Here is a 17650-nt window from a genome sequence, read left to right as displayed (position 1 = left end):
TCGAACATTAACGAGAGCGTCATGAATCCCGCCAACCTTCCCTTTGATTCCGAAGCCATGCTGCAGGGTCTGCGCGTCTGGGTGGAATGCGAAAGCCCGACCTGGGACGCTGCCGCCGTCGACCGCATGCTGGATATCGCCGCGCGCGACATGGCCGTGATGGGCGCGACAATCGAGCGCATCGCGGGACGGCAGGGGTTTGGCGGCTGCGTTCGCGCGCGTTTTCCGCATCCAAAGCAGGGTGAGCCCGGCATCCTGATCGTCGGACATTTCGACACGGTTCATCCGGTCGGCACGCTGCAAAAGCTGCCGTTCCGCCGCGAGGGTGACAAGTGCTTTGGTCCCGGCATCTATGACATGAAAGGCGGCAATTATCTCTCGCTCGAAGCCATCAGGCAGTTGATCCGCGCCAGTGTCGCGACACCGTTGCCGATTACCGTTCTGTTCACCCCCGATGAGGAGGTCGGCACGCCATCGACGCGCGACATCATCGAGGCGGAGGCCGCGCGCAACAAATATGTGCTGGTGCCCGAGCCCGGCCGCGCCAATAACGGCGTGGTCACCGGACGCTACGCGATCGCGCGCTTCAATTTGGAGGCGGTTGGAAAGCCGAGCCATGCCGGCGCCAATCTGTCCTCGGGGCGTTCCGCCATACGGGAAATGGCGCGGCAGACTCTGGTCATCGACGGCATGAGCAACGAGGACTGCACCTTCTCGGTCGGCATCGTTCATGGCGGCCAGTGGGTCAATTGCGTTGCCACCACCTGCACCGGCGAAGCCCTGAGTATGGCCAAGCGCCAGGCGGACCTCGATCGCGGCGTGGAGAAGATGCTCGCGCTCTCCGGCACGACCGATGGCGTCACCTTCACGGTGACACGCGGCGTGACCCGCCCGGTCTGGGAGGCGGATGCCGGCACGATGGCGCTCTACGAAAAGGCGCACGGCATTGCCAAAGAGCTTGGGATGCAGTTGCCGCATGGTAGCGCCGGCGGCGGTTCGGACGGCAATTTCACCGGTGCGATGGGAATCCCCACCCTCGACGGCCTGGGCGTGCGCGGTGCAGATCCGCACACGCTCAACGAGCACATCATCGTCGAAAGCCTCGCCGAACGCGGCCGGCTGATGGCGGGCCTTTTGGCGACGCTGGAGTAAGCCTCCTGATCTGGCGCCGATCCCTCGCGAAAAACCGATGTCCATTTTTTCCGGATATGCGCTAGGCTGCCTCATGCCCAAAGCGCCAGCCGCTTCCCGCATCACGCCATTCAAGACCATTCGCGCCCGCGCCGAGAAACGCAAGGGCGGTCCGGATGCCCTGCAAAGCCTGTTGCCGAAGATGCCCGATCCCAAGGCGCTCGCAAGGCTCGGCGACGATCGCATCCTCGCCGAGATGACCAAGCGGGTGTTTTCGGCGGGCTTTGCCTGGAGCGTCATCGAGGCCAAATGGGAAGGCTTCGAGGCAGCCTTCCTGGGTTTCGATCCGGCGAGATTAAGCTTTCAGCCGGACGAGTATTGGGAAGGCCTGATGCGCGATCAGCGCATCGTGCGCAACGGCGCCAAGATCGTCGCGGTCCGCGAAAACGCCGCGTTCGTGCTTGAGATCGCGCGGGAGCACGGCTCCTTCGGAAAATTCCTTGAGCAATGGCCCTCCTCGAACGAAGTCGGCTTGCTCGATCTCCTGGCCAAGCGGGGCAGCCGGCTCGGCGGCAACACGGGGCAGATGTTCCTTCGCTTCGTCGGCTACGACGGCTTCGTAACCTCACAGGACGTGGTGGCCTGCCTGCGCGATGCGGGCCTGGACATCGGCCCGGAGGCAAAATCGAAGAGCGATCTCGCCAAGGTGCAGGCGCAGTTCAACGCCTGGGCCGAGGAAACCGAACTGCCCTATGTGCATCTGTCCCGGATCTGCGCGATGTCGATCGGGGAAAACCGCGGCTCCGAAGATCACGCGGCGTGAACAAATCGCGCGCGGAACCTGCGGACGGACGAAATGCGATGGCATAGGGCTTGCAAGCGATTGGGCGGACAAATCCCCGGCTGTTGAAAAAATGCCGGATTCATTCAAGGTGATGCAGATGCATTCACAGTTGCGTGTTGACAGCGCAAACGCGCGCTGAGACTTGAGACGTCACGATGCTTGGATACCTCGTTCGCCGCGTGCTCGCCGCCATTCCCGTCATGGGGGTGGTTGCGCTGTTCGTGTTCCTGCTCTTGCGATTGACGCCCGGCGACCCCGCGGCCGTGCTTGCCGGCGACAATGCGACGCCCGCGCAGCTCGAGCGCATTCGCGCCTCGCTCGGCCTCAACGAGCCGCTCTATATTCAGTTCTTCACCTGGATCAACAAGCTCCTGCACGGGGACCTCGGCGTGTCCCTGATCTCCAACGTGCCGGTCTTGAAGATGATCGGCCAGCGCGTCGAGCCCTCGATCAGCATTGCGCTGACCACCATCATTCTCGCGGTGCTGATCGCGGTCCCGCTCGGCGTGATCGCGGCCTGGAAGCACGGCACCTGGATCGATCGCTTTGTAATGGGCCTGTCCGTGCTCGGCTTCTCGGTGCCGGTGTTCGTGATCGGCTATGTGCTGATCCAGCTTTTTGCGATCGATCTGCGCTGGCTTCCGGTGCAGGGTTTCAAGAGCATCAGCGCCGGCTTCGGCCCGTTCGTTGAGCGTATCGCCCTGCCGACCTTGACGCTCTCCTTCATCTACATCGCGCTGATCGCGCGCATGACGCGCGCCGCGATGCTGGACGTGATGGGCGAGGACTTTATCCGCACCGCACGCGCCAAAGGGGTCGGCGAGCGCGCCGTGCTGTTGCGCCACGGCTTGCGCAACGCCGCCGTGCCGGTCATCACCGTCATCGGCAGCGGCTTTGCGCTTTTGATCTCCGGCGTCGTCGTCACCGAAAGCGTGTTCAACCTGCCGGGCATCGGTCGTCTCACCGTCGACGCGGTGCTGGCGCGCGACTATCCGGTGATCCAGGCGATGATCCTTCTGACATCGCTGATCTACGTCGCCGTCAATCTCTTGATCGACGTCGCCTACACGCTTCTCGATCCGAGGATCAGATACTGATGGCGATCGAATCCGTCCCCTCACCTTCCATTCCGATCACAACGCCGCTGCGGCCGAGGCTCGGCTTTCTCACGGCCACGCCGATCATTGCGGTCGCCAGTGTCCTTTTGGCGCTGATCATCGTGATGTCGGTGCTGGCGCCCTGGCTCGCGCCGCACGATCCGCTGCAGCTCACGCCGGCGCTGCGCCTGAAGCCGTCCAGCGCGCAGTTCCTGCTCGGCACCGATGCCTATGGCCGCGATTTGCTGTCGCGCGTCATCTATGGCGGGCGCATCTCGCTCTTGATTGGCCTTGGCGCCGCGATCTTCTCCATCGGCATCGGCCTTGCGATCGGGCTCGTCTCCGGCTTCTTGAAATGGATCGACGCCGTGATGATGCGCATCATGGATGGCATGATGGCGATCCCCTCAATCCTGCTCGCGGTCGCCGTGGTCTCGCTATCAGGCGCTAGCCTTGCGACCGTGACGATTGCGATCACCATCCCCGAGATCCCGCGCGTTGCGCGCCTGGTCCGTTCGGTCGTGCTGTCGGCGCGCGAGGAGCCTTATGTGGAAGCCGCGATCTCCGTCGGCTCCAGCCTGCCCAAGATCATGTGGCGGCATCTGGTGCCGAACACGATCGCGCCGCTCATCGTGCAAGGCACCTATGTCTGCGCCTCCGCCATCCTCACCGAGGCGATCCTGTCGTTCCTCGGCGCCGGCATCAGCCCGGAGACGCCGACCTGGGGCAACATCATGGCCGAGGGCCGCGCCTACTTCCAGATCAAGCCGTCGCTGATCTTCTGGCCGGGCCTGTTGCTGTCCATCACTATCCTGAGCATCAACCTGATCGGTGATGCCGCCCGCGACGCGCTCGATCCGCGCATGAAGCAGCGGGAGAGCGGGAAGTGAGCTTCGTGGCCACGAGCGAACCGAAACAGGCTCCGTCATTCCGGGGCGCGTCGCAGACGCGAACCCGGAATCTCGAGATTCCGGGTTCGATGCTTCGCATCGCCCCGGAATGACGTGCAAGAGGTAAAATGACCAACACCGTCCTCGACATCCGCGATCTCGTCGTCAGCCTTGGCAAGAAAGGCGAAGGACCGCGCATCATTGACGGCCTGTCGCTGCAGGTCGGCAGCGGCGAGACTCTGTGCCTCGTCGGTGAAAGCGGCTCGGGCAAGTCCGTCACCTCGCTCACGGTGATGGGGCTCTTGCAAAAGGGCGCGCTGATGCCGACCGCCGGCAGCGTGAAGCTGGTCGGCGAGGAGCTCCTCACCGCGAGCGATCGCCGCTTGCGGCAATTGCGCACGACCACGATGGCGATGATCTTTCAGGAGCCGATGACGGCGCTGAACCCGGTGGTGCCGGTCGGCCGCCAGATCGACGAGGTGCTGCGCGCCCACACCCGTCTCGACGCCCGCGCGCGCCGCAAGCGCATCCTCGACATGATGGAGCAGGTGCGGCTGCCGCAGGTCGAGCGCATCTTCGCCTCCTACCCACACCGGCTTTCCGGCGGCCAACGCCAGCGCATCATGATCGCGATGGCGCTGGTGCTCGAACCCAAACTCCTGATCGCCGACGAGCCGACCACCGCGCTGGATGTCACTACACAGAAGCAGATCCTCACTTTGATCCGCGACCTGCAGCGCGATCACGGCACCGCCGTGCTGTTCATCACTCACGACATGGGCGTGGTCGCCGAGATCGCCGATCGCGTCGCCGTGATGCGCCAGGGACGCCTTGTGGAAACCGGCGTGCTCGATGCCATCCTGCGCGCGCCCACAATGGAATACACCCGTAACCTGCTTGCGTCGGTGCCGAGCCTCGTGCCGCGTGCGCCGCGCCCCGAGACGAAAGAGCCGATTGTGCTGGAAGCCAACGAGCTCAGCAAGGTCTATCGCGAGCGCTCCTTCTTCGGCAAACCGCGCGAGGTGCACGCCGCCGACAACGTCACCTTGACGCTGCGCAGGGGCCGCACCCTCGGCATCGTCGGCGAGAGCGGTTCCGGCAAGTCGACGGTGGCACGCTGCATCGTTCGCCTGGTCGATCCCACCTCCGGCGGTATCCGGCTGGTGGGCCGCGAAATCTCCGACCTGTCGCGCCGCCTGCTGCAGCCGCACCGCCGGCGCATCCAGATCGTCTTCCAGGACCCCTATCGTTCGCTCAATCCGCGCATCACCGCCGGCGAAAGCATCGCGGAGGGTCCGATCAATTACGGTGTGCCGCGCGGAGAGGCGCTGGCGAAGGCGCGCGAGCTGCTCGAGCTGGTCGATCTGCCCGCCGATGCCGCCTCGCGCTACCCGCACCAGTTCTCCGGCGGCCAGCGCCAGCGCATCGCGATTGCGCGCGCGCTTGCGCTCGACCCCGACGTCCTGGTCGCGGATGAAGCCGTCTCCGCGCTCGATGTGTCCGTGCAGGCACAGGTGCTGGAACTGCTCGACGAAATCCAGAAGCGACTGGGCATCGCGCTGCTCTTCATCACCCACGACCTCCGCGTCGCCGCGCAAATCTGCGACGATGTCGTCGTGATGCAGAACGGCCGCGTGGTCGAACAGGGGCCCGCCGCGGAAGTGCTGACCAACCCGCAGCAGCCCTACACAAAGGCCCTCCTCGACGCGGCTCCCGGCCGCAGTTGGGATTTTGCCAATTTCCGTCCCGTGGCAGAGGGCGCGGTGGCGACGGCGTGATCGATCCACACTGTCATTCCGGGGCGCGCGCGAACCTCAGATGCGCAATTGCGCAGCGGGGAATCTCGAGATTCTCAGATGTGCAATTGCACATCAGAGTTCGGTGCTAACGCACCGCCCCCGGAATGACGGAGTGTAATGTATGCGCTTCCCGCAACAACTCAATTCATTGCACTGCCGCGTAAACTCCTGCGCTCATACGGCATGCAAAAGTGTAATTGCTCGCTGTCTTGCATCTTGCGATGACCGAGCTAACGTCGCGCGCACCAACCTGAACTGAGACTCCTGGAATGACACGCATCGCGGTCGGCGGCTTTCTGCACGAGACCAACACTTTTGCGCCCACCAAGGCGACCTATGATGACTTCGTGCATGGCGGCGGCTGGCCGTCGATGACAACAGGCGCCGACGTGCTGAAGGTGATGCGCGGCATCAATGTGGGTCTTGCAGGCTTTGTCGACGTCGCCGGGACCTACGGCTGGAACCTGGTGCCGACCATCGCCTGCGGCGCGAGCCCATCCGCGCATGTCACGAGGGATGCGTTCGAGCGCATCGTCAAGGTGATGGTCGACGGCATCGCCGCGGCCGGCCCGATCGACGCCGTTTATCTCGACCTGCACGGCGCCATGGTGACCGAGCATCTCGACGACGGCGAAGGCGAAATTTTGGCGCGGGTGCGCAAAGTGATCGGCAAGGACCTGCCGCTGGTCGCGAGCCTCGACCTCCACGCCAACGTCACGCCGGACATGATCGCGCATGCGGACGCGCTGATCGCCTATCGCACCTATCCGCATGTCGATATGGCGGAGACCGGGCGCGCCTCGGCCAGGCATCTCGCCTTGCTGCTTCGGACCAGGCAACGTTTCGCTAAAGCGTTCCGGCAATTGCCGTTCCTGATTCCGATTAGCTGGCAATGCACCAACGACCAGCCGACCAAGGGCATCTACGAAAAACTCGCCGCGCTCGAGAGCGACGCGGTGCCCACCCTCTCCTTCGCGCCGGGCTTTCCTGCCGCGGATATTGCCGATTGCGGCCCCAGCGTATTCGCCTATGGACGAACGCAAGCCGATGCGGATGCCGCGGCGGACGCAGTTGCGCGCCTGGTCGCAAGTCACGAAAGCGATTTCGATGGTCGCATCTACTCGCCGGACGAAGGCATACGCCACGCGATGGAGCTGGCGAGATCAGCGAAAAAGCCGATCATCATCGCCGACACGCAGGACAATCCCGGCGCCGGCGGCGATTCCGACACCACGGGCATGCTGCGCGCATTGGTCCGCAACCGGGCAAGCCGCGCCGCGATCGGCGTGATCTACGACCCGCAATCGGCCAAGGCCGCGCATGAGGCAGGCGTCGGCGCAACCATCACGCTCGCGCTCGGCGGCAAGTCCGGCATCCCGGGCGATGCGCCCTATGAAGAGAGTTTCGTCGTCGAGCGGCTGTCCGACGGCAAGTTTATCGCGCCCGGCCCTTATTTCGGCGGCCGGGAAATGGAGATGGGTCCGTCCGCCTGTCTGCGCATCGGCGAAGTCCGCGTGGTCGTTGCCTCGCACAAGGCGCAGCTCGCCGACCAGGCGATGTACCGTTATGTCGGCATCGAGCCGACCGAACAGGCGATCCTCGTCAACAAGAGCTCGGTGCATTTCCGCGCCGACTTCGAGCCGATCGCTGAAAAGCTCCTCATCTGCGCCGCGCCCGGCGCGATGCCGGCCGATCCCGCGAGCCTGCCCTGGACCCGGCTGCGTCCCGGCGTTCGTCTCAGGCCGAACGGTTCCGTGTTCACGCCGCAAGCAAATTCCCGTTCAAACGGATAAGAGAGAAATGCCGACCATCGATCGCATCCAAGGCTATGCCGACGAACTGACCGCCATTCGCCGGGACCTGCACGCCCATCCCGAGATCGGCTTCGAAGAGGTGCGCACCTCTGGCATCGTCGCCGAGAAGCTGGCGCAATGGGGCATCGAGGTGCATCGCGGCTTGGGTGGCACCGGCGTGGTCGGCGTGCTCAAGGGCAAGGGCAATGGCGGCAAGCGCATCGGCCTCCGCGCCGACATGGATGCGCTGCCGATGGAGGAAAACACCAATCTGAAATGGCGCTCGACCATTCCCGGCCGCTTCCATGGCTGCGGCCATGACGGGCACACCACCATGCTGCTCGGCACCGCGCGCTATCTCGCCGAGACCCGCAATTTCGACGGTACCGTGCATTTCATCTTCCAGCCCGCCGAGGAAGGTCTCGGCGGCGCGCGGGCCATGATCAAGGACGGTCTGTTCGAGAAATTCCCCTGCGACGAGCTCTACGGGCTGCACAACGCGCCCGATCTCAACCATGGCGAGATCGCGATCCTGCCGGGACCCGCGATGGCCGGCGCGGACTTCTTCGATATCAACATCAACGGATATGGCGCGCATGGCGCGATGCCCGAACGTTCCAAGGACGCCGTCGTCATCGCCATGACCCTCGGCCAGGCGCTGCAGACGATCGTCAGCCGCAATGTCGATCCGCTGCAGGCGGCGGTGCTGTCGATCACGCAGATCCACGCCGGCTCCGCCTACAACGTGATTCCGGGCGACGCCAAGCTCTGCGGCACCGTGCGCGCGTTCTCCGATGAAGTGCGTGCGCTGATCCGCGAGCGCATGCGCGCGCTGTGCGCCGGCATGGCCACCGCATTCGATTGCGAGATCACCGTCGATATCCGCGACATTTTCAGCGTGCTGGTCAACCGGGAAGAGCAGTCCAGGGTGGTCGAGGACGTTGCGCGCACCATCGTCGATCCGGCCAAGGTGTTTACCCGGTCGCAGCCCAAGATGGGCAGTGAGGATTTCGCGGACATGCTGCAGACCGTTCCCGGCGCCTATTTCTGGATCGGCCACGATGGCTCGGTGCCGGTGCACAATCCTGCTTACGTGCTCGACGACAAGATTCTGCCCATTGGCGCCAGCATGTTCGCGCGCATCGTTGAAACAAGGCTTCCGGCAGGCGCCCATGCATAACTCAGCCCCCGACGAGACCGTCACCTCCCTGCACGACCTCTCCGCCGTCGACCTGCTCGCCGGTTATCGCGCGAAACAGTTCTCGCCCTCGGAAGTGCTGGAAGAGGTGCTGGCGCATGTCGAGGCCTGGGAGCCCCACATCAAGGCGCTCTACGCCTTCGATCCCGACGGGGCGCGTGCGGCCGCCAAGGCTTCCACCGACCGCTGGCAAAAGGACGAAAAGACCCACGCGCTCGACGGCGTGCCGGTCACGATCAAGGACAATATCGCAACCAAGGGCGTGCCGATGCCGCTGGGCGCGGCAAGCACCAGGCTCACGCCCGCGGCAGCCGATGCGCCGCCGGCGGCGCGGCTCCGCGAAGCCGGCGCGATCATCTTCTCGAAAACCACCATGCCGGATTACGGCATGCTGTCGTCAGGCCTCTCCAGCTTCCATCCGTTGACGCGCAACCCCTGGGATCTCTCCAAAAATCCCGGTGGCTCCAGCGCGGGCGCGGGCGCCGCGGCGGCGGCCGGCTACGGTCCCCTGCATCTCGGCACGGATATCGGCGGCTCGGTGCGGCTGCCGGCCTGCTGGTGCGGCCTGGTTGGCTTGAAGCCGAGCCTCGGGCGCGTGCCGATCGATCCGCCCTATGTCGGCCGCGTCGCCGGCCCGATGACGCGGATCGTCGACGACGCCGCGCTGATGATGGCTGTGCTGTCCAAGCCCGATCGCCGCGATGGCATGAGCCTGCCGCCCAACGACATCCACTGGAAGACGCTGGAAAAATCGCCGCGCAAATTGCGGCTCGGCCTGATGCTCAACCTCGACGTCGGCCAGGCGCTGGAGAAGCCGGTGCGCGAGGTGGTGGTGAAGGCGGCGAAGGCGTTCGAATCCGCCGGGAGCGTCGTCACCGAGGTCGACGGCATCCTCACGCGAGAGATGCTGGATGGGCTCGACAATTTCTGGCGCGCCCGGATGTGGGACGAGATCGAGAAGCTTGCGCCGGACGAACGGCGCAAGATGCTAGCTTACATCTACCAATGGGGCGAACGCGGCGCGAAGCTGTCCGGCGTCGACGTCATCCGCGGCTTCAATGCCACCATGGCAATCCGTGCCGCGGCCGCAAAGCTGTTCTGTGATCTCGACTATGTGATCTCGCCGGTGTCGCCGGTCGTCAACTTCCCGGCCGAATACGCCGCGCCGCTCAACGACCCGCACAAACCGTTCGAGCACATCTGCTACACCGTGCCCTGGAACATGTCGGAAAATCCCGCCATCTCGATCAATGGCGGCTACGACGACAAGGGCTTTCCGATCGGCGTACAGATCATCGGCCGCCGCTTCGACGATCTCGGCGTGCTGGCGATGGCCAAGGCGTTTGAGAGCCTGCGTGGTCCTCAGCGGCCCTGGCCGACCCCGCCGAAGAAGTAGGCAAGATACCCCGTCGTTCCGGCGCGGTGCGAAGCACCGAACCCGGAACCTCGAGATTCTCGGATGTGCAATCGCACATCAGAGTTCGATGCTTCGCATCGCCCCGGAGTGACGGTGAAAAAATCTGCGGAAGGAAAGCGCCAATGGCCTACGAGACCATCAAATACGAGGTCGCCGAGCAAATCCTCACCATCACATTGAACCGGCCGGAAAAGCTCAACGCCTTCAACGCCACGATGCAGCGGGAATTGATCGACGCGTTCGACCGCGCCGACAAGGATGACGATGTCCGTGCCATTATCGTAACAGGCGAAGGCCGCGCATTTTGCGCGGGCGCCGATCTTTCCTCCGGCGCCGATACCTTTGATCGCGATGCGCGGCGCGGGCCGGTCAAGCGCCTGCCCGACGGCCAAGTGGACTACAGCGACGCCAACGTGCGCGACGGCGGCGGCCAGGTGACCTTACGCATCTTCAAGTGCTTAAAGCCTGTCATCGCCGCGGTGAACGGACCGGCCGTCGGCATCGGCGTCACCATGCAGCTTGCGATGGATATCCGTATTGCCTCGGAGGCCGCACGCTTCGGTTTCGTGTTCTCCCAGCGCGGCATCGTGCCCGAGGCGGCATCGAGCTGGTTCCTGCCGCGCATCGTCGGCATCGCGCAAGCCCTGGAGTGGTGTTACACCGGCCGCGTGTTTCCGGCCCAGGAGGCGCTTGCGGGGCGTCTCGTCAGCAAGGTGGTGCCGGCGGACGAGTTGTTGCCGACGGCGCAGGGGCTGGCGCGCGAGATCGCCGAGAAGACCGCGCCGGTCTCGATCGCGCTGATCCGGCAGATGATGTGGCGCATGTTGGGGGCCGACGATCCGATGGAAGCGCACAAGATCGACAGCCGCGGCATCTACACGCGCGGACGCTCCGACGACGTCAAGGAAGGCGTGATGGCGTTCCTGGAGAAACGGCCGGCCGTGTTCAAGAACAAGATTTCCGCCGACATGCCGGACTATTTTCCGTGGTGGGACGAGCGGGAGTATCGGTAGCCGTCGTCCCGGCCAAGCGAAGCGCTGAAGTGGGCCGCTATAACGTACTACTCTGAATTTTGATCCATGCCGGCCATGCATGCGCAGGCGCGGGCTATCCCGCTGCATTGCGAGACCGTGCTGCGGTATCGTGTCTGTCACTCACCTCGGAACCGATATCGATGCACCGATACCTGCGAACGCTCGTCGTCGCGCCGTTCGTCCTCGCCGGCTGTGCCGAAAAAGAGGCCGAATGGGCGCAGCGCGGCAAGGAGAGCCTGATCGGACTGGATCAGTCGAGCATCCGCATGTGCGCCGGCCTCCCGACCGGTACGACGAAGGACGGCCGTGGCGAAATCTGGATGTATGAGCACACGACCTCACCGCCCGGCGGTGTGGCGCCGCCCACCTTCACGGTGCCGCCGGGATTTAATGTCGGCGGCTCGGCCCCATCAGGTTATTGTCGCGTGCAACTGCGCTTCGCTTCCGGCAAAGTCGCGGAAGTGCAATATGCCGGCGCGACCGACATCCTCGACGCGCGGGATGCCGCCTGCGGCCAGATCGTGCGGACTTGTCTGGACTACAAGCCAGGCAAGCAGGCCGACGCGCGATAGAGCTGTTGCCGAGCTGAGCGAGTCGAGAGGACACGTGCCGAACCTCCGGCGTCATTGCGAGCGCAAGCGAAGCAATCCAGACCTCCTCCGCGGATGCAGGCTGGATTGCTTTGTCGTTTTCGCTCCTCGCAATGACGGGCTTAGTTGAAGGCGCTCATCTGCAACCTAATCGGCGGATGCGCTAATGCATGATGAGCGCCACTCTTCCGATCGCTTTGCGCTCGATCAAGAGCCGCATCGCTTGCGCATACTCCGCGAGCGGCAGGCGATGCGAGATGTTGGGGCGGACGCGCCCCGCCTCCGCCCATTGCAACAGCGCCTGCATGCGGGCTTCCGCCAATGCGGGATTTTTCCGCGCTGCTTCTCCGGCGCGCACGCCCAGCACGCTTGCGCCCTTGATCAGCACGAGATTGGTGCGGGCAAGGCCGATGCCGCCGGTGAATCCGATGACGAGCAGACGCGCACCCCAGGCGATGCAGCGCAGGCTGTTTTCGAAGATCTCACCGCCCACCGGATCGAACACGACGTCCGCGCCGCGCCCGCCGGTGATGCGCTTGACGGCATCGCGGAACGGCTCACGGGAATAGAGCACGAGATGATCGGCGCCGCGTGCCTGCGCCACACTGAGCTTCTGTTCCGATGATGCGGCCGCGATCACGGTCGCGCCGAGCAGCTTGCCGATCTCGACGGCCGCAAGCCCGACGCCGCCGCCCGCGCCATGCACCAATAACACCTCGCCGGCTTGAAGCTGCCCGCGGTCCACCAGCGCATGATACGCCGTGCCGTGGGCGGCAAGAAAAGTCGCCCCCTCCGCATAATCGAAATTTCCGGGCAAGGGCGTGAGCTGCGTCGGCGCGACCACCGCTTCCTCCGCATAGGCGCCGTAGCGCATGCGCACGATCACCTTCTCGCCAAGGGCAACGCCGCGCACCGCGCCGTCCATTTCGACCACGTCGCCCGCGGCCTCCACGCCGGGCGTGAACGGCAGCTCCGGCTTGAGCTGATATTCGCCCGCCGCCATCAGTATATCGGGAAAGTTGATCCCGGCCGCGCGGATGGCGATCCGCACCTGGCCCTCGCGTAGCGGCTGCGATGCAAGTTGTTCTAGCCGCAGCCGCTCGGGCGGTCCGAGCTCGCGGCACACCACCGCCTTCGGCATCAGGCGGCGCGCTCCTTGCGCCGCGCTAACGCCTCGCGGATCAGCGGCAGGCGATCATTGCCGAAATACATATCGGTCTCGTCGAGGAAGATGGTGGGCGAGCCGAAGCCGCCGCGCGCCATGACTTCATCCGTATTGGCCTTGAGCTGGTCCTTGATCGCCTGCTGGCCAATGCCGGCGAAGAATGTCTGGGGATCGACACCCACGCGCAGGCAGATCTCCGCGAGCACCGCGTCCTGCGAGATGTCCTTGTCCTCGCTCCAATAGGCCTCGAACACCGCACGCGCAAACGGCACGATCTCCTTACCCGCCCAGATGCAGCCGCGCATCGCCTTCACGCTGTTCACCGGAAACACCGTGGGCGGCATCTTGATCGCAAGTCCAGCCGAGCGCGCCCAATCGCCAAGGTCTTTGAGCATGTAGCGCTGCTTCAGCGGCACCGGCTTTTCCCGCGACGCATAGACGCTCGGGTTGACCGTGTTGAAGACGCCGCCGACGAGGATCGGCCGCCACGAAATCTCCTCGCCGAACTCTTTTGCGAGCGGCTGGATGTTGTGGAAGGCAAGATAAGTCCAGGGGCTGGAACAGTCGAAGAAGAATTCAATCATTGGGGTTTCCCATTTCTCGGTCTTCATCCTGAGGAGCCGTCTCCAAGGATGAGCTTGTGGCATTAACTCGGGCCTCATGGTTCGAGACGCGCTTGGCGCTCCTCACCATGAGGAACTCCCTTCTCACTTTCTCCCCGCCATCTCCCTCGCGCGCTGGCCGAACATGTTGCGGCGCGCCTCCTCATCGAACGGCTCCTTGACGAACTTGCCGATCGCAAGCCCGGCCTGCACCTGCGGCCGCGCCCGGACCTCTGCGTACCAACGCTTGACGTTGGGATAATCGTCCAGCGTAAAGCCCTGCGCCTTGTGCGTCATGGTCCAGGGAAAGCAGGCGATGTCGGCGATGGAATAATCGCCGGCGACATAGGCGCCGGTCTTGCCGAGCTGCACGTCGAGCACGTGATAGAGCCGCGCCGCCTCGTCGCGGTAGCGCTGGATCGCATACGCAATCTTTTCCGGCGCATAGAGCGCGAAATGGCCGTGCTGGCCGAGCATCGGGCCCAAGCCGCCCATCTGCCACATCACCCATTGAACGACCCTGGATCGGCCGCGCAGGTCGGCCGGCAAGAAGCGGCCGGTCTTTTCGGCGAGATAGATCAGGATCGCACCGGTCTCGAACACGGAGAACGGCTCGCCGCCATCGGCCGGCTCATGATCGACGATCGCCGGTATGCGGTTGTTGGGGCTGATCGCCAGGAATTCGGGACGAAACTGCTCGCCGGCGCGGATATCAACCGGGATCACTTTGTAGGGAAGCCCGAGCTCCTCCAGCATGATCGAGATTTTCCAGCCGTTCGGCGTCGGCGCGTAATAGAGGTCGATCATGGTCTCCCCGTACGCCCCCGGCAGGATTTGGCCGAAAGACGCGCTTCGCGCTTTTGCCCACCGGGACGATGACTGTTGTTCTGTACCTTGAGCATAAGACATGGCACAGAGAGGCTCAATCAGACAGAAAGGGAGGTGCCCATGCTGTTTCCGACCACCATCGCCGGCTCGCTGCCGAAGCCGGAATGGCTCGCCGAGCCCAACATCCTCTGGGCCCCCTGGAAAAGCGCCGGCGAGCAGCTTTCGCGCGCCAAGCGCGACGCGACCCTGCTTTGGCTCAAGCTGCAGGAAGATTTCGGCATCGACATCGTCACCGAAGGCGAGCAGTCGCGGCAGCATTTCGTGCACGGCTTTCTGGAGAAGATCGACGGCATCGATTTCGCCCACAAGGTCGAAATGGGAATCCGTGCCGACCGCTACAAGGCGATGGTGCCGCAGGTGGTCGCGCCGCTCAGGCTAAAGGGCCGCGTCCACGCGGATGAGGCGCGCGTCGCCCGCACCCACACGGCGCGAAAACTGAAATTCACCCTGCCCGGCCCGATGACCATCATCGACACCATCGCGGATCGCTATTATGGCGATCGCGTCAAGATGGCGTTTGCTTTCGCCGAGCTGCTCAACGAGGAAGCCAAGGCGCTTGCCGCCGACGGCGTCGACCTCATCCAGTTCGACGAGCCCGCCTTCAACGTCTACATGGCCGAGGTCAATGACTGGGGCATCAAAGCACTGGAGCGCGCCGCCGAAGGGCTGACCTGCGCAACCGCCGTGCACATCTGCTACGGCTACGGCATCAAGGCCAACACCGACTGGAAGCAGACGCTGGGCAGCGAATGGCGACAATATGAACAGATCTTTCCGGCGATCGACAAGAGCAGCATTCAGCAGGTCGCGATCGAATGCCGCAATTCGCACGTGCCGCTTGACCTGTTGTCGGCTCTCCCGAACAAGCTGGTGCAGGCCGGCGTGATCGATGTCGCCAGCGACGAGGTCGAGACAGCGGAGGATGTCGTCAAGGTGATCGAGGCTGTGCTGAAATTCGTGCCGAGGAGCAACATCATCGCGACGACCAATTGCGGCATGGCGCCGATGCGCCGGGATATTGCCGAAGCCAAGCTCGCCGCGCTCGGCGCCGGCGCAAGGCTCGCGCGCGAGAAGCTCGGCTGATGCGGTAAGCGATCCCGACCGTTGTAGCCGGCGTGAGCGACAGCGATGCGCGAGTGTCCCGTATGGCGCCGGCGCTTGTGCGGGCTACGTTCTCGCGCTCGGATGCAACACCGGCCGGTAGCCCGCGATGAGTGCCCGCAACGTCGAGGGCGGCGTCAGCAGCATCGGATCTTGCAACTCACTCGATGCTTTCACATAGCCCGCCGGCGACCATTTGAGCGGCCTGCCCTGTGCGATCAAAAAGCTGTCCGCCCCGGCCTGCACCATCGTACCATCAGGCAGCTCTTGCAGCGGCATCGGCAGCGGATGCAGCCGTTTCCTGCCGCGGTCCAGCCGCTCACGATGCAGAACCGCATCCATTTCGCCCGCCAACAGATGGCCGCAGCCATTGCCTTTCTCCCAGGCGCTGCGAAAGCGATTGGCATCGTCACGCCGGCAGAAGAAGCACGGCCGATGCCCGGCCGCGAGCGCGGTGGCTTCGTCGAGAAAGAACAGCTCGGTCCAGCTTCGGCCGCCCATCACCTTGCGCCGGCGGCCGCGAAACTCCAGGACACAGGTGAGCCAGGCCGGCGTCGACCAGCGCTTTCGCAGCAAGGTCCTGGTGGCGGGATCGTGGATGATGCCGCGATTGCCGACGAACAGGCCGCGCTCGGGCGTGGCGATGATGTCCCCTAGCGGGGTGACGCGGTTTTGCAGGGGCATGGTGCCAGGCACTCCACCGTCATTCCGCGGCGCTCGCGTCGGCGAGCGAACCCGGAACGGCGGCGCTCCGTTCACGCCGCCCCATCACGGATCGGCGGCTGGAAGGACAGCGCGGTATCCCACGGGAAGAAGATCCAGGTGTCCTGCGACACCTCGGTGATGAAGGTGTCGACCAGCGGCCGCCCCTTCGGCTTGGCATAGACGGTGGCGAAGTGTGCATCGGGCAGCATCTCGCGCACCAGCCGCCCGGTCTTGCCGGTGTCGACGAGATCGTCGACGATCAGAAGCCCCTTGCCGGTGCCGCCGCCGAGCTTCGCGGTTTCCTCCGAAATACCCTTCAACACCTTCAGATCGCCCTGCTTGGTGTGATCGTAGCTTGCGATGCAGACGGTATCGATGACGCGCACGCCAAGCTCGCGCGCCACGATCGCCGCCGGCACCAGCCCGCCGCGGGTGATCGCGATCACCGCCTGGAACGGCCCGACCTCGTTCAGCCGCCAGGTCAGCGCCCGGCAATCCCGGTGAAACTGGTCCCATGAGACCGGAAAGGCCTTGCCCGCGCGCTCCTGCGCGGTGAGTTCAGAGCTTCGTTCAACCATGTATCAGATCCATTGTATTAAGAAGTCGTGCTGCCATGCAGTTGCTTGAGCATCTCCTTCACGGCCTCCATCGCGGCGTTGAGCTTGTCCGGGTCGCGTGAGCGGACCACGAGATTGGTGTTGGGCTTCTTGTCCTCGTCGATGAAGGGATAGCTGCCGATGATTGTATCGGGATGCGCCTGCGCGATCGCGCGCAACGGCCCGCCGATGTCGCCCTCCCTGCAATTGGCGCGCACCGTGTCCGACAGCATCTTGACGCCGGATCTCAGCTTGGGCGAGATGATGTCCATCATCGCCTGCATGATCGAGGGCACGCCGGCCATCACGATGACGTTGCCGATCTTGAAGCCCGGCGCCAGGATGGTCGCGCTTTGGATCAGCTCGGCGCCATCGGGAATCCGCGCCATCCGCAGGCGGGCCTCGTTCAGCTCGCCCGGGTTCTGAAACCGTTCCTTGAACCGCGCCACCACTTCGGGATGATGATCGATGCCGACGCCGAATGCTTTTGCGACCGCATCGGCGGTAATGTCGTCATGGGTCGGGCCGATGCCGCCTGTCGTGAAGACATAGGTGTACCGGGCGCGCAGCGCATTCAACGCCGCGACGATGTCGTCCTCATCGTCCGCCACCACCCGCACCTCCTTCAGGTCGATCCCGATATTGGTCAGGTATTCCGCAATAAAGCCGATGTTCTTGTCCTTGGTCCGTCCGGACAGGATCTCGTCGCCGATAACCAAAAGCCCGGCGGTGACGATCTCAGTCATGACCTCTCCCTAAATCTTGTCCCTTCCCGCGTCACCCCAACTTGCCGGGCCGAC

General features: G+C 64.2%; 17 protein-coding genes. 11 read left to right on the top strand and 6 right to left on the bottom strand.

What is annotated here, in order from left to right:
* Positions 1-21: 21 nt before the first annotated feature.
* The 10 genes from F758_RS0106810 (at position 22) to F758_RS43385 (ending at position 11775) form a co-directional block, all read left to right on the top strand.
* Positions 22-1152, top strand: coding sequence for a M20/M25/M40 family metallo-hydrolase (locus F758_RS0106810; RefSeq protein ID WP_024507159.1), 1131 nt, complete (start codon positions 22-24; stop codon positions 1150-1152).
* A gap of 100 nt (positions 1153-1252) precedes the next feature.
* Positions 1253-1954 carry a DNA-3-methyladenine glycosylase I gene (locus tag F758_RS0106805; RefSeq protein WP_024507158.1) on the top strand — a complete coding sequence of 234 codons (702 nt, stop codon included), beginning with the start codon at positions 1253-1255 and terminating at the stop codon, positions 1952-1954.
* 176 nt (positions 1955-2130) lie between these two features.
* Positions 2131-3072: an ABC transporter permease gene (locus F758_RS0106800; RefSeq protein ID WP_024507157.1), complete on the top strand. Its 942-nt coding sequence runs from the start codon at positions 2131-2133 to the stop codon at positions 3070-3072.
* Positions 3072-3962 (top strand): ABC transporter permease, encoded by an 891-nt coding sequence (locus tag F758_RS0106795; RefSeq protein ID WP_024507156.1) that lies wholly within the window; start codon positions 3072-3074, stop codon positions 3960-3962. The genes F758_RS0106800 and F758_RS0106795 overlap by 1 nt, the downstream gene beginning before the upstream one ends.
* A gap of 128 nt (positions 3963-4090) precedes the next feature.
* Positions 4091-5740 carry an ABC transporter ATP-binding protein gene (locus F758_RS0106790; protein ID WP_024507155.1) on the top strand — a complete coding sequence of 550 codons (1650 nt, stop codon included), beginning with the start codon at positions 4091-4093 and terminating at the stop codon, positions 5738-5740.
* A 290-nt stretch (positions 5741-6030) separates the two neighbouring features.
* Positions 6031-7554, top strand: coding sequence for a M81 family metallopeptidase (locus tag F758_RS0106785; protein ID WP_024507154.1), 1524 nt, complete (start codon positions 6031-6033; stop codon positions 7552-7554).
* Positions 7555-7561: 7 nt separating this feature from the next.
* Positions 7562-8734, top strand: coding sequence for a M20 aminoacylase family protein (locus tag F758_RS0106780; protein ID WP_024507153.1), 1173 nt, complete (start codon positions 7562-7564; stop codon positions 8732-8734).
* Positions 8727-10148 (top strand): amidase, encoded by a 1422-nt coding sequence (locus F758_RS0106775; protein ID WP_024507152.1) that lies wholly within the window; start codon positions 8727-8729, stop codon positions 10146-10148. The genes F758_RS0106780 and F758_RS0106775 overlap by 8 nt, the downstream gene beginning before the upstream one ends.
* Before the next feature lie 143 nt (positions 10149-10291).
* On the top strand, positions 10292-11182 hold the full coding sequence (locus F758_RS0106770; RefSeq protein ID WP_024507151.1) for a crotonase/enoyl-CoA hydratase family protein: 891 nt from the start codon (positions 10292-10294) through the stop codon (positions 11180-11182).
* Between the two features lie 161 nt (positions 11183-11343).
* Positions 11344-11775 carry a hypothetical protein gene (locus F758_RS43385; protein WP_024507150.1) on the top strand — a complete coding sequence of 144 codons (432 nt, stop codon included), beginning with the start codon at positions 11344-11346 and terminating at the stop codon, positions 11773-11775.
* A 181-nt stretch (positions 11776-11956) separates the two neighbouring features.
* On the opposite strand, the gene F758_RS0106760 is transcribed toward F758_RS43385, so the two are convergent.
* The 3 genes from F758_RS0106760 to F758_RS0106750 all read right to left on the bottom strand — a co-directional run bounded on the left by F758_RS0106760 (position 11957) and on the right by F758_RS0106750 (position 14367).
* Positions 11957-12934 (bottom strand): NADPH:quinone oxidoreductase family protein, encoded by a 978-nt coding sequence (locus tag F758_RS0106760; protein ID WP_024507149.1) that lies wholly within the window; start codon positions 12932-12934, stop codon positions 11957-11959.
* Positions 12934-13542 carry a 2-hydroxychromene-2-carboxylate isomerase gene (locus F758_RS0106755; RefSeq protein WP_024507148.1) on the bottom strand — a complete coding sequence of 203 codons (609 nt, stop codon included), beginning with the start codon at positions 13540-13542 and terminating at the stop codon, positions 12934-12936. The genes F758_RS0106760 and F758_RS0106755 overlap by 1 nt, the downstream gene beginning before the upstream one ends.
* A gap of 123 nt (positions 13543-13665) precedes the next feature.
* Complete coding sequence (locus F758_RS0106750; protein WP_024507147.1) at positions 13666-14367, bottom strand: glutathione S-transferase N-terminal domain-containing protein; 702 nt, start codon at positions 14365-14367, stop codon at positions 13666-13668.
* Positions 14368-14508: 141 nt separating this feature from the next.
* Here F758_RS0106750 and F758_RS0106745 point away from each other — a divergent pair, with 141 nt between their 5' ends.
* Positions 14509-15531 (top strand): methionine synthase, encoded by a 1023-nt coding sequence (locus tag F758_RS0106745; RefSeq protein ID WP_024507146.1) that lies wholly within the window; start codon positions 14509-14511, stop codon positions 15529-15531.
* Positions 15532-15615: 84 nt separating this feature from the next.
* On the opposite strand, the gene F758_RS0106740 is transcribed toward F758_RS0106745, so the two are convergent.
* From F758_RS0106740 to F758_RS0106730, 3 genes are all read right to left on the bottom strand, one after another.
* Positions 15616-16233, bottom strand: coding sequence for a hypothetical protein (locus F758_RS0106740; protein ID WP_024507145.1), 618 nt, complete (start codon positions 16231-16233; stop codon positions 15616-15618).
* Between the two features lie 71 nt (positions 16234-16304).
* Positions 16305-16832 (bottom strand): xanthine phosphoribosyltransferase, encoded by a 528-nt coding sequence (gpt, locus tag F758_RS0106735; protein WP_024507144.1) that lies wholly within the window; start codon positions 16830-16832, stop codon positions 16305-16307.
* 17 nt (positions 16833-16849) lie between these two features.
* Positions 16850-17596, bottom strand: coding sequence for a competence/damage-inducible protein A (locus F758_RS0106730; protein ID WP_024507143.1), 747 nt, complete (start codon positions 17594-17596; stop codon positions 16850-16852).
* Between the last annotated feature and the right edge of the window lie 54 nt (positions 17597-17650).

The organism is Bradyrhizobium sp. ARR65, from assembly GCF_000472385.1.
In the GTDB taxonomy this organism is placed as follows: Bacteria; Pseudomonadota; Alphaproteobacteria; order Rhizobiales; family Xanthobacteraceae; genus Bradyrhizobium.
This window is presented reverse-complemented; position numbering and strand designations above follow the sequence as displayed.

Excerpts from the sequence above, each read along its gene's own strand:
- F758_RS0106810 (WP_024507159.1), top strand. The coding sequence starts at position 22 with ATGAATCCCGCCAACCTTCCCTTTGATTCCGAAGCCATGCTGCAGGGT.
- F758_RS0106800 (WP_024507157.1), top strand. The coding sequence starts at position 2,131 with ATGCTTGGATACCTCGTTCGCCGCGTGCTCGCCGCCATTCCCGTCATG.
- F758_RS0106795 (WP_024507156.1), top strand. The coding sequence starts at position 3,072 with ATGGCGATCGAATCCGTCCCCTCACCTTCCATTCCGATCACAACGCCG.
- F758_RS0106790 (WP_024507155.1), top strand. The coding sequence starts at position 4,091 with ATGACCAACACCGTCCTCGACATCCGCGATCTCGTCGTCAGCCTTGGC.
- F758_RS0106785 (WP_024507154.1), top strand. The coding sequence starts at position 6,031 with ATGACACGCATCGCGGTCGGCGGCTTTCTGCACGAGACCAACACTTTT.
- F758_RS0106780 (WP_024507153.1), top strand. The coding sequence starts at position 7,562 with ATGCCGACCATCGATCGCATCCAAGGCTATGCCGACGAACTGACCGCC.
- F758_RS0106775 (WP_024507152.1), top strand. The coding sequence starts at position 8,727 with ATGCATAACTCAGCCCCCGACGAGACCGTCACCTCCCTGCACGACCTC.
- F758_RS0106770 (WP_024507151.1), top strand. The coding sequence starts at position 10,292 with ATGGCCTACGAGACCATCAAATACGAGGTCGCCGAGCAAATCCTCACC.
- F758_RS43385 (WP_024507150.1), top strand. The coding sequence starts at position 11,344 with ATGCACCGATACCTGCGAACGCTCGTCGTCGCGCCGTTCGTCCTCGCC.
- F758_RS0106760 (WP_024507149.1), bottom strand. The coding sequence starts at position 12,934 with ATGCCGAAGGCGGTGGTGTGCCGCGAGCTCGGACCGCCCGAGCGGCTG.
- F758_RS0106755 (WP_024507148.1), bottom strand. The coding sequence starts at position 13,542 with ATGATTGAATTCTTCTTCGACTGTTCCAGCCCCTGGACTTATCTTGCC.
- F758_RS0106750 (WP_024507147.1), bottom strand. The coding sequence starts at position 14,367 with ATGATCGACCTCTATTACGCGCCGACGCCGAACGGCTGGAAAATCTCG.
- F758_RS0106745 (WP_024507146.1), top strand. The coding sequence starts at position 14,509 with ATGCTGTTTCCGACCACCATCGCCGGCTCGCTGCCGAAGCCGGAATGG.
- F758_RS0106740 (WP_024507145.1), bottom strand. The coding sequence starts at position 16,233 with ATGCCCCTGCAAAACCGCGTCACCCCGCTAGGGGACATCATCGCCACG.
- gpt (WP_024507144.1), bottom strand. The coding sequence starts at position 16,832 with ATGGTTGAACGAAGCTCTGAACTCACCGCGCAGGAGCGCGCGGGCAAG.
- F758_RS0106730 (WP_024507143.1), bottom strand. The coding sequence starts at position 17,596 with ATGACTGAGATCGTCACCGCCGGGCTTTTGGTTATCGGCGACGAGATC.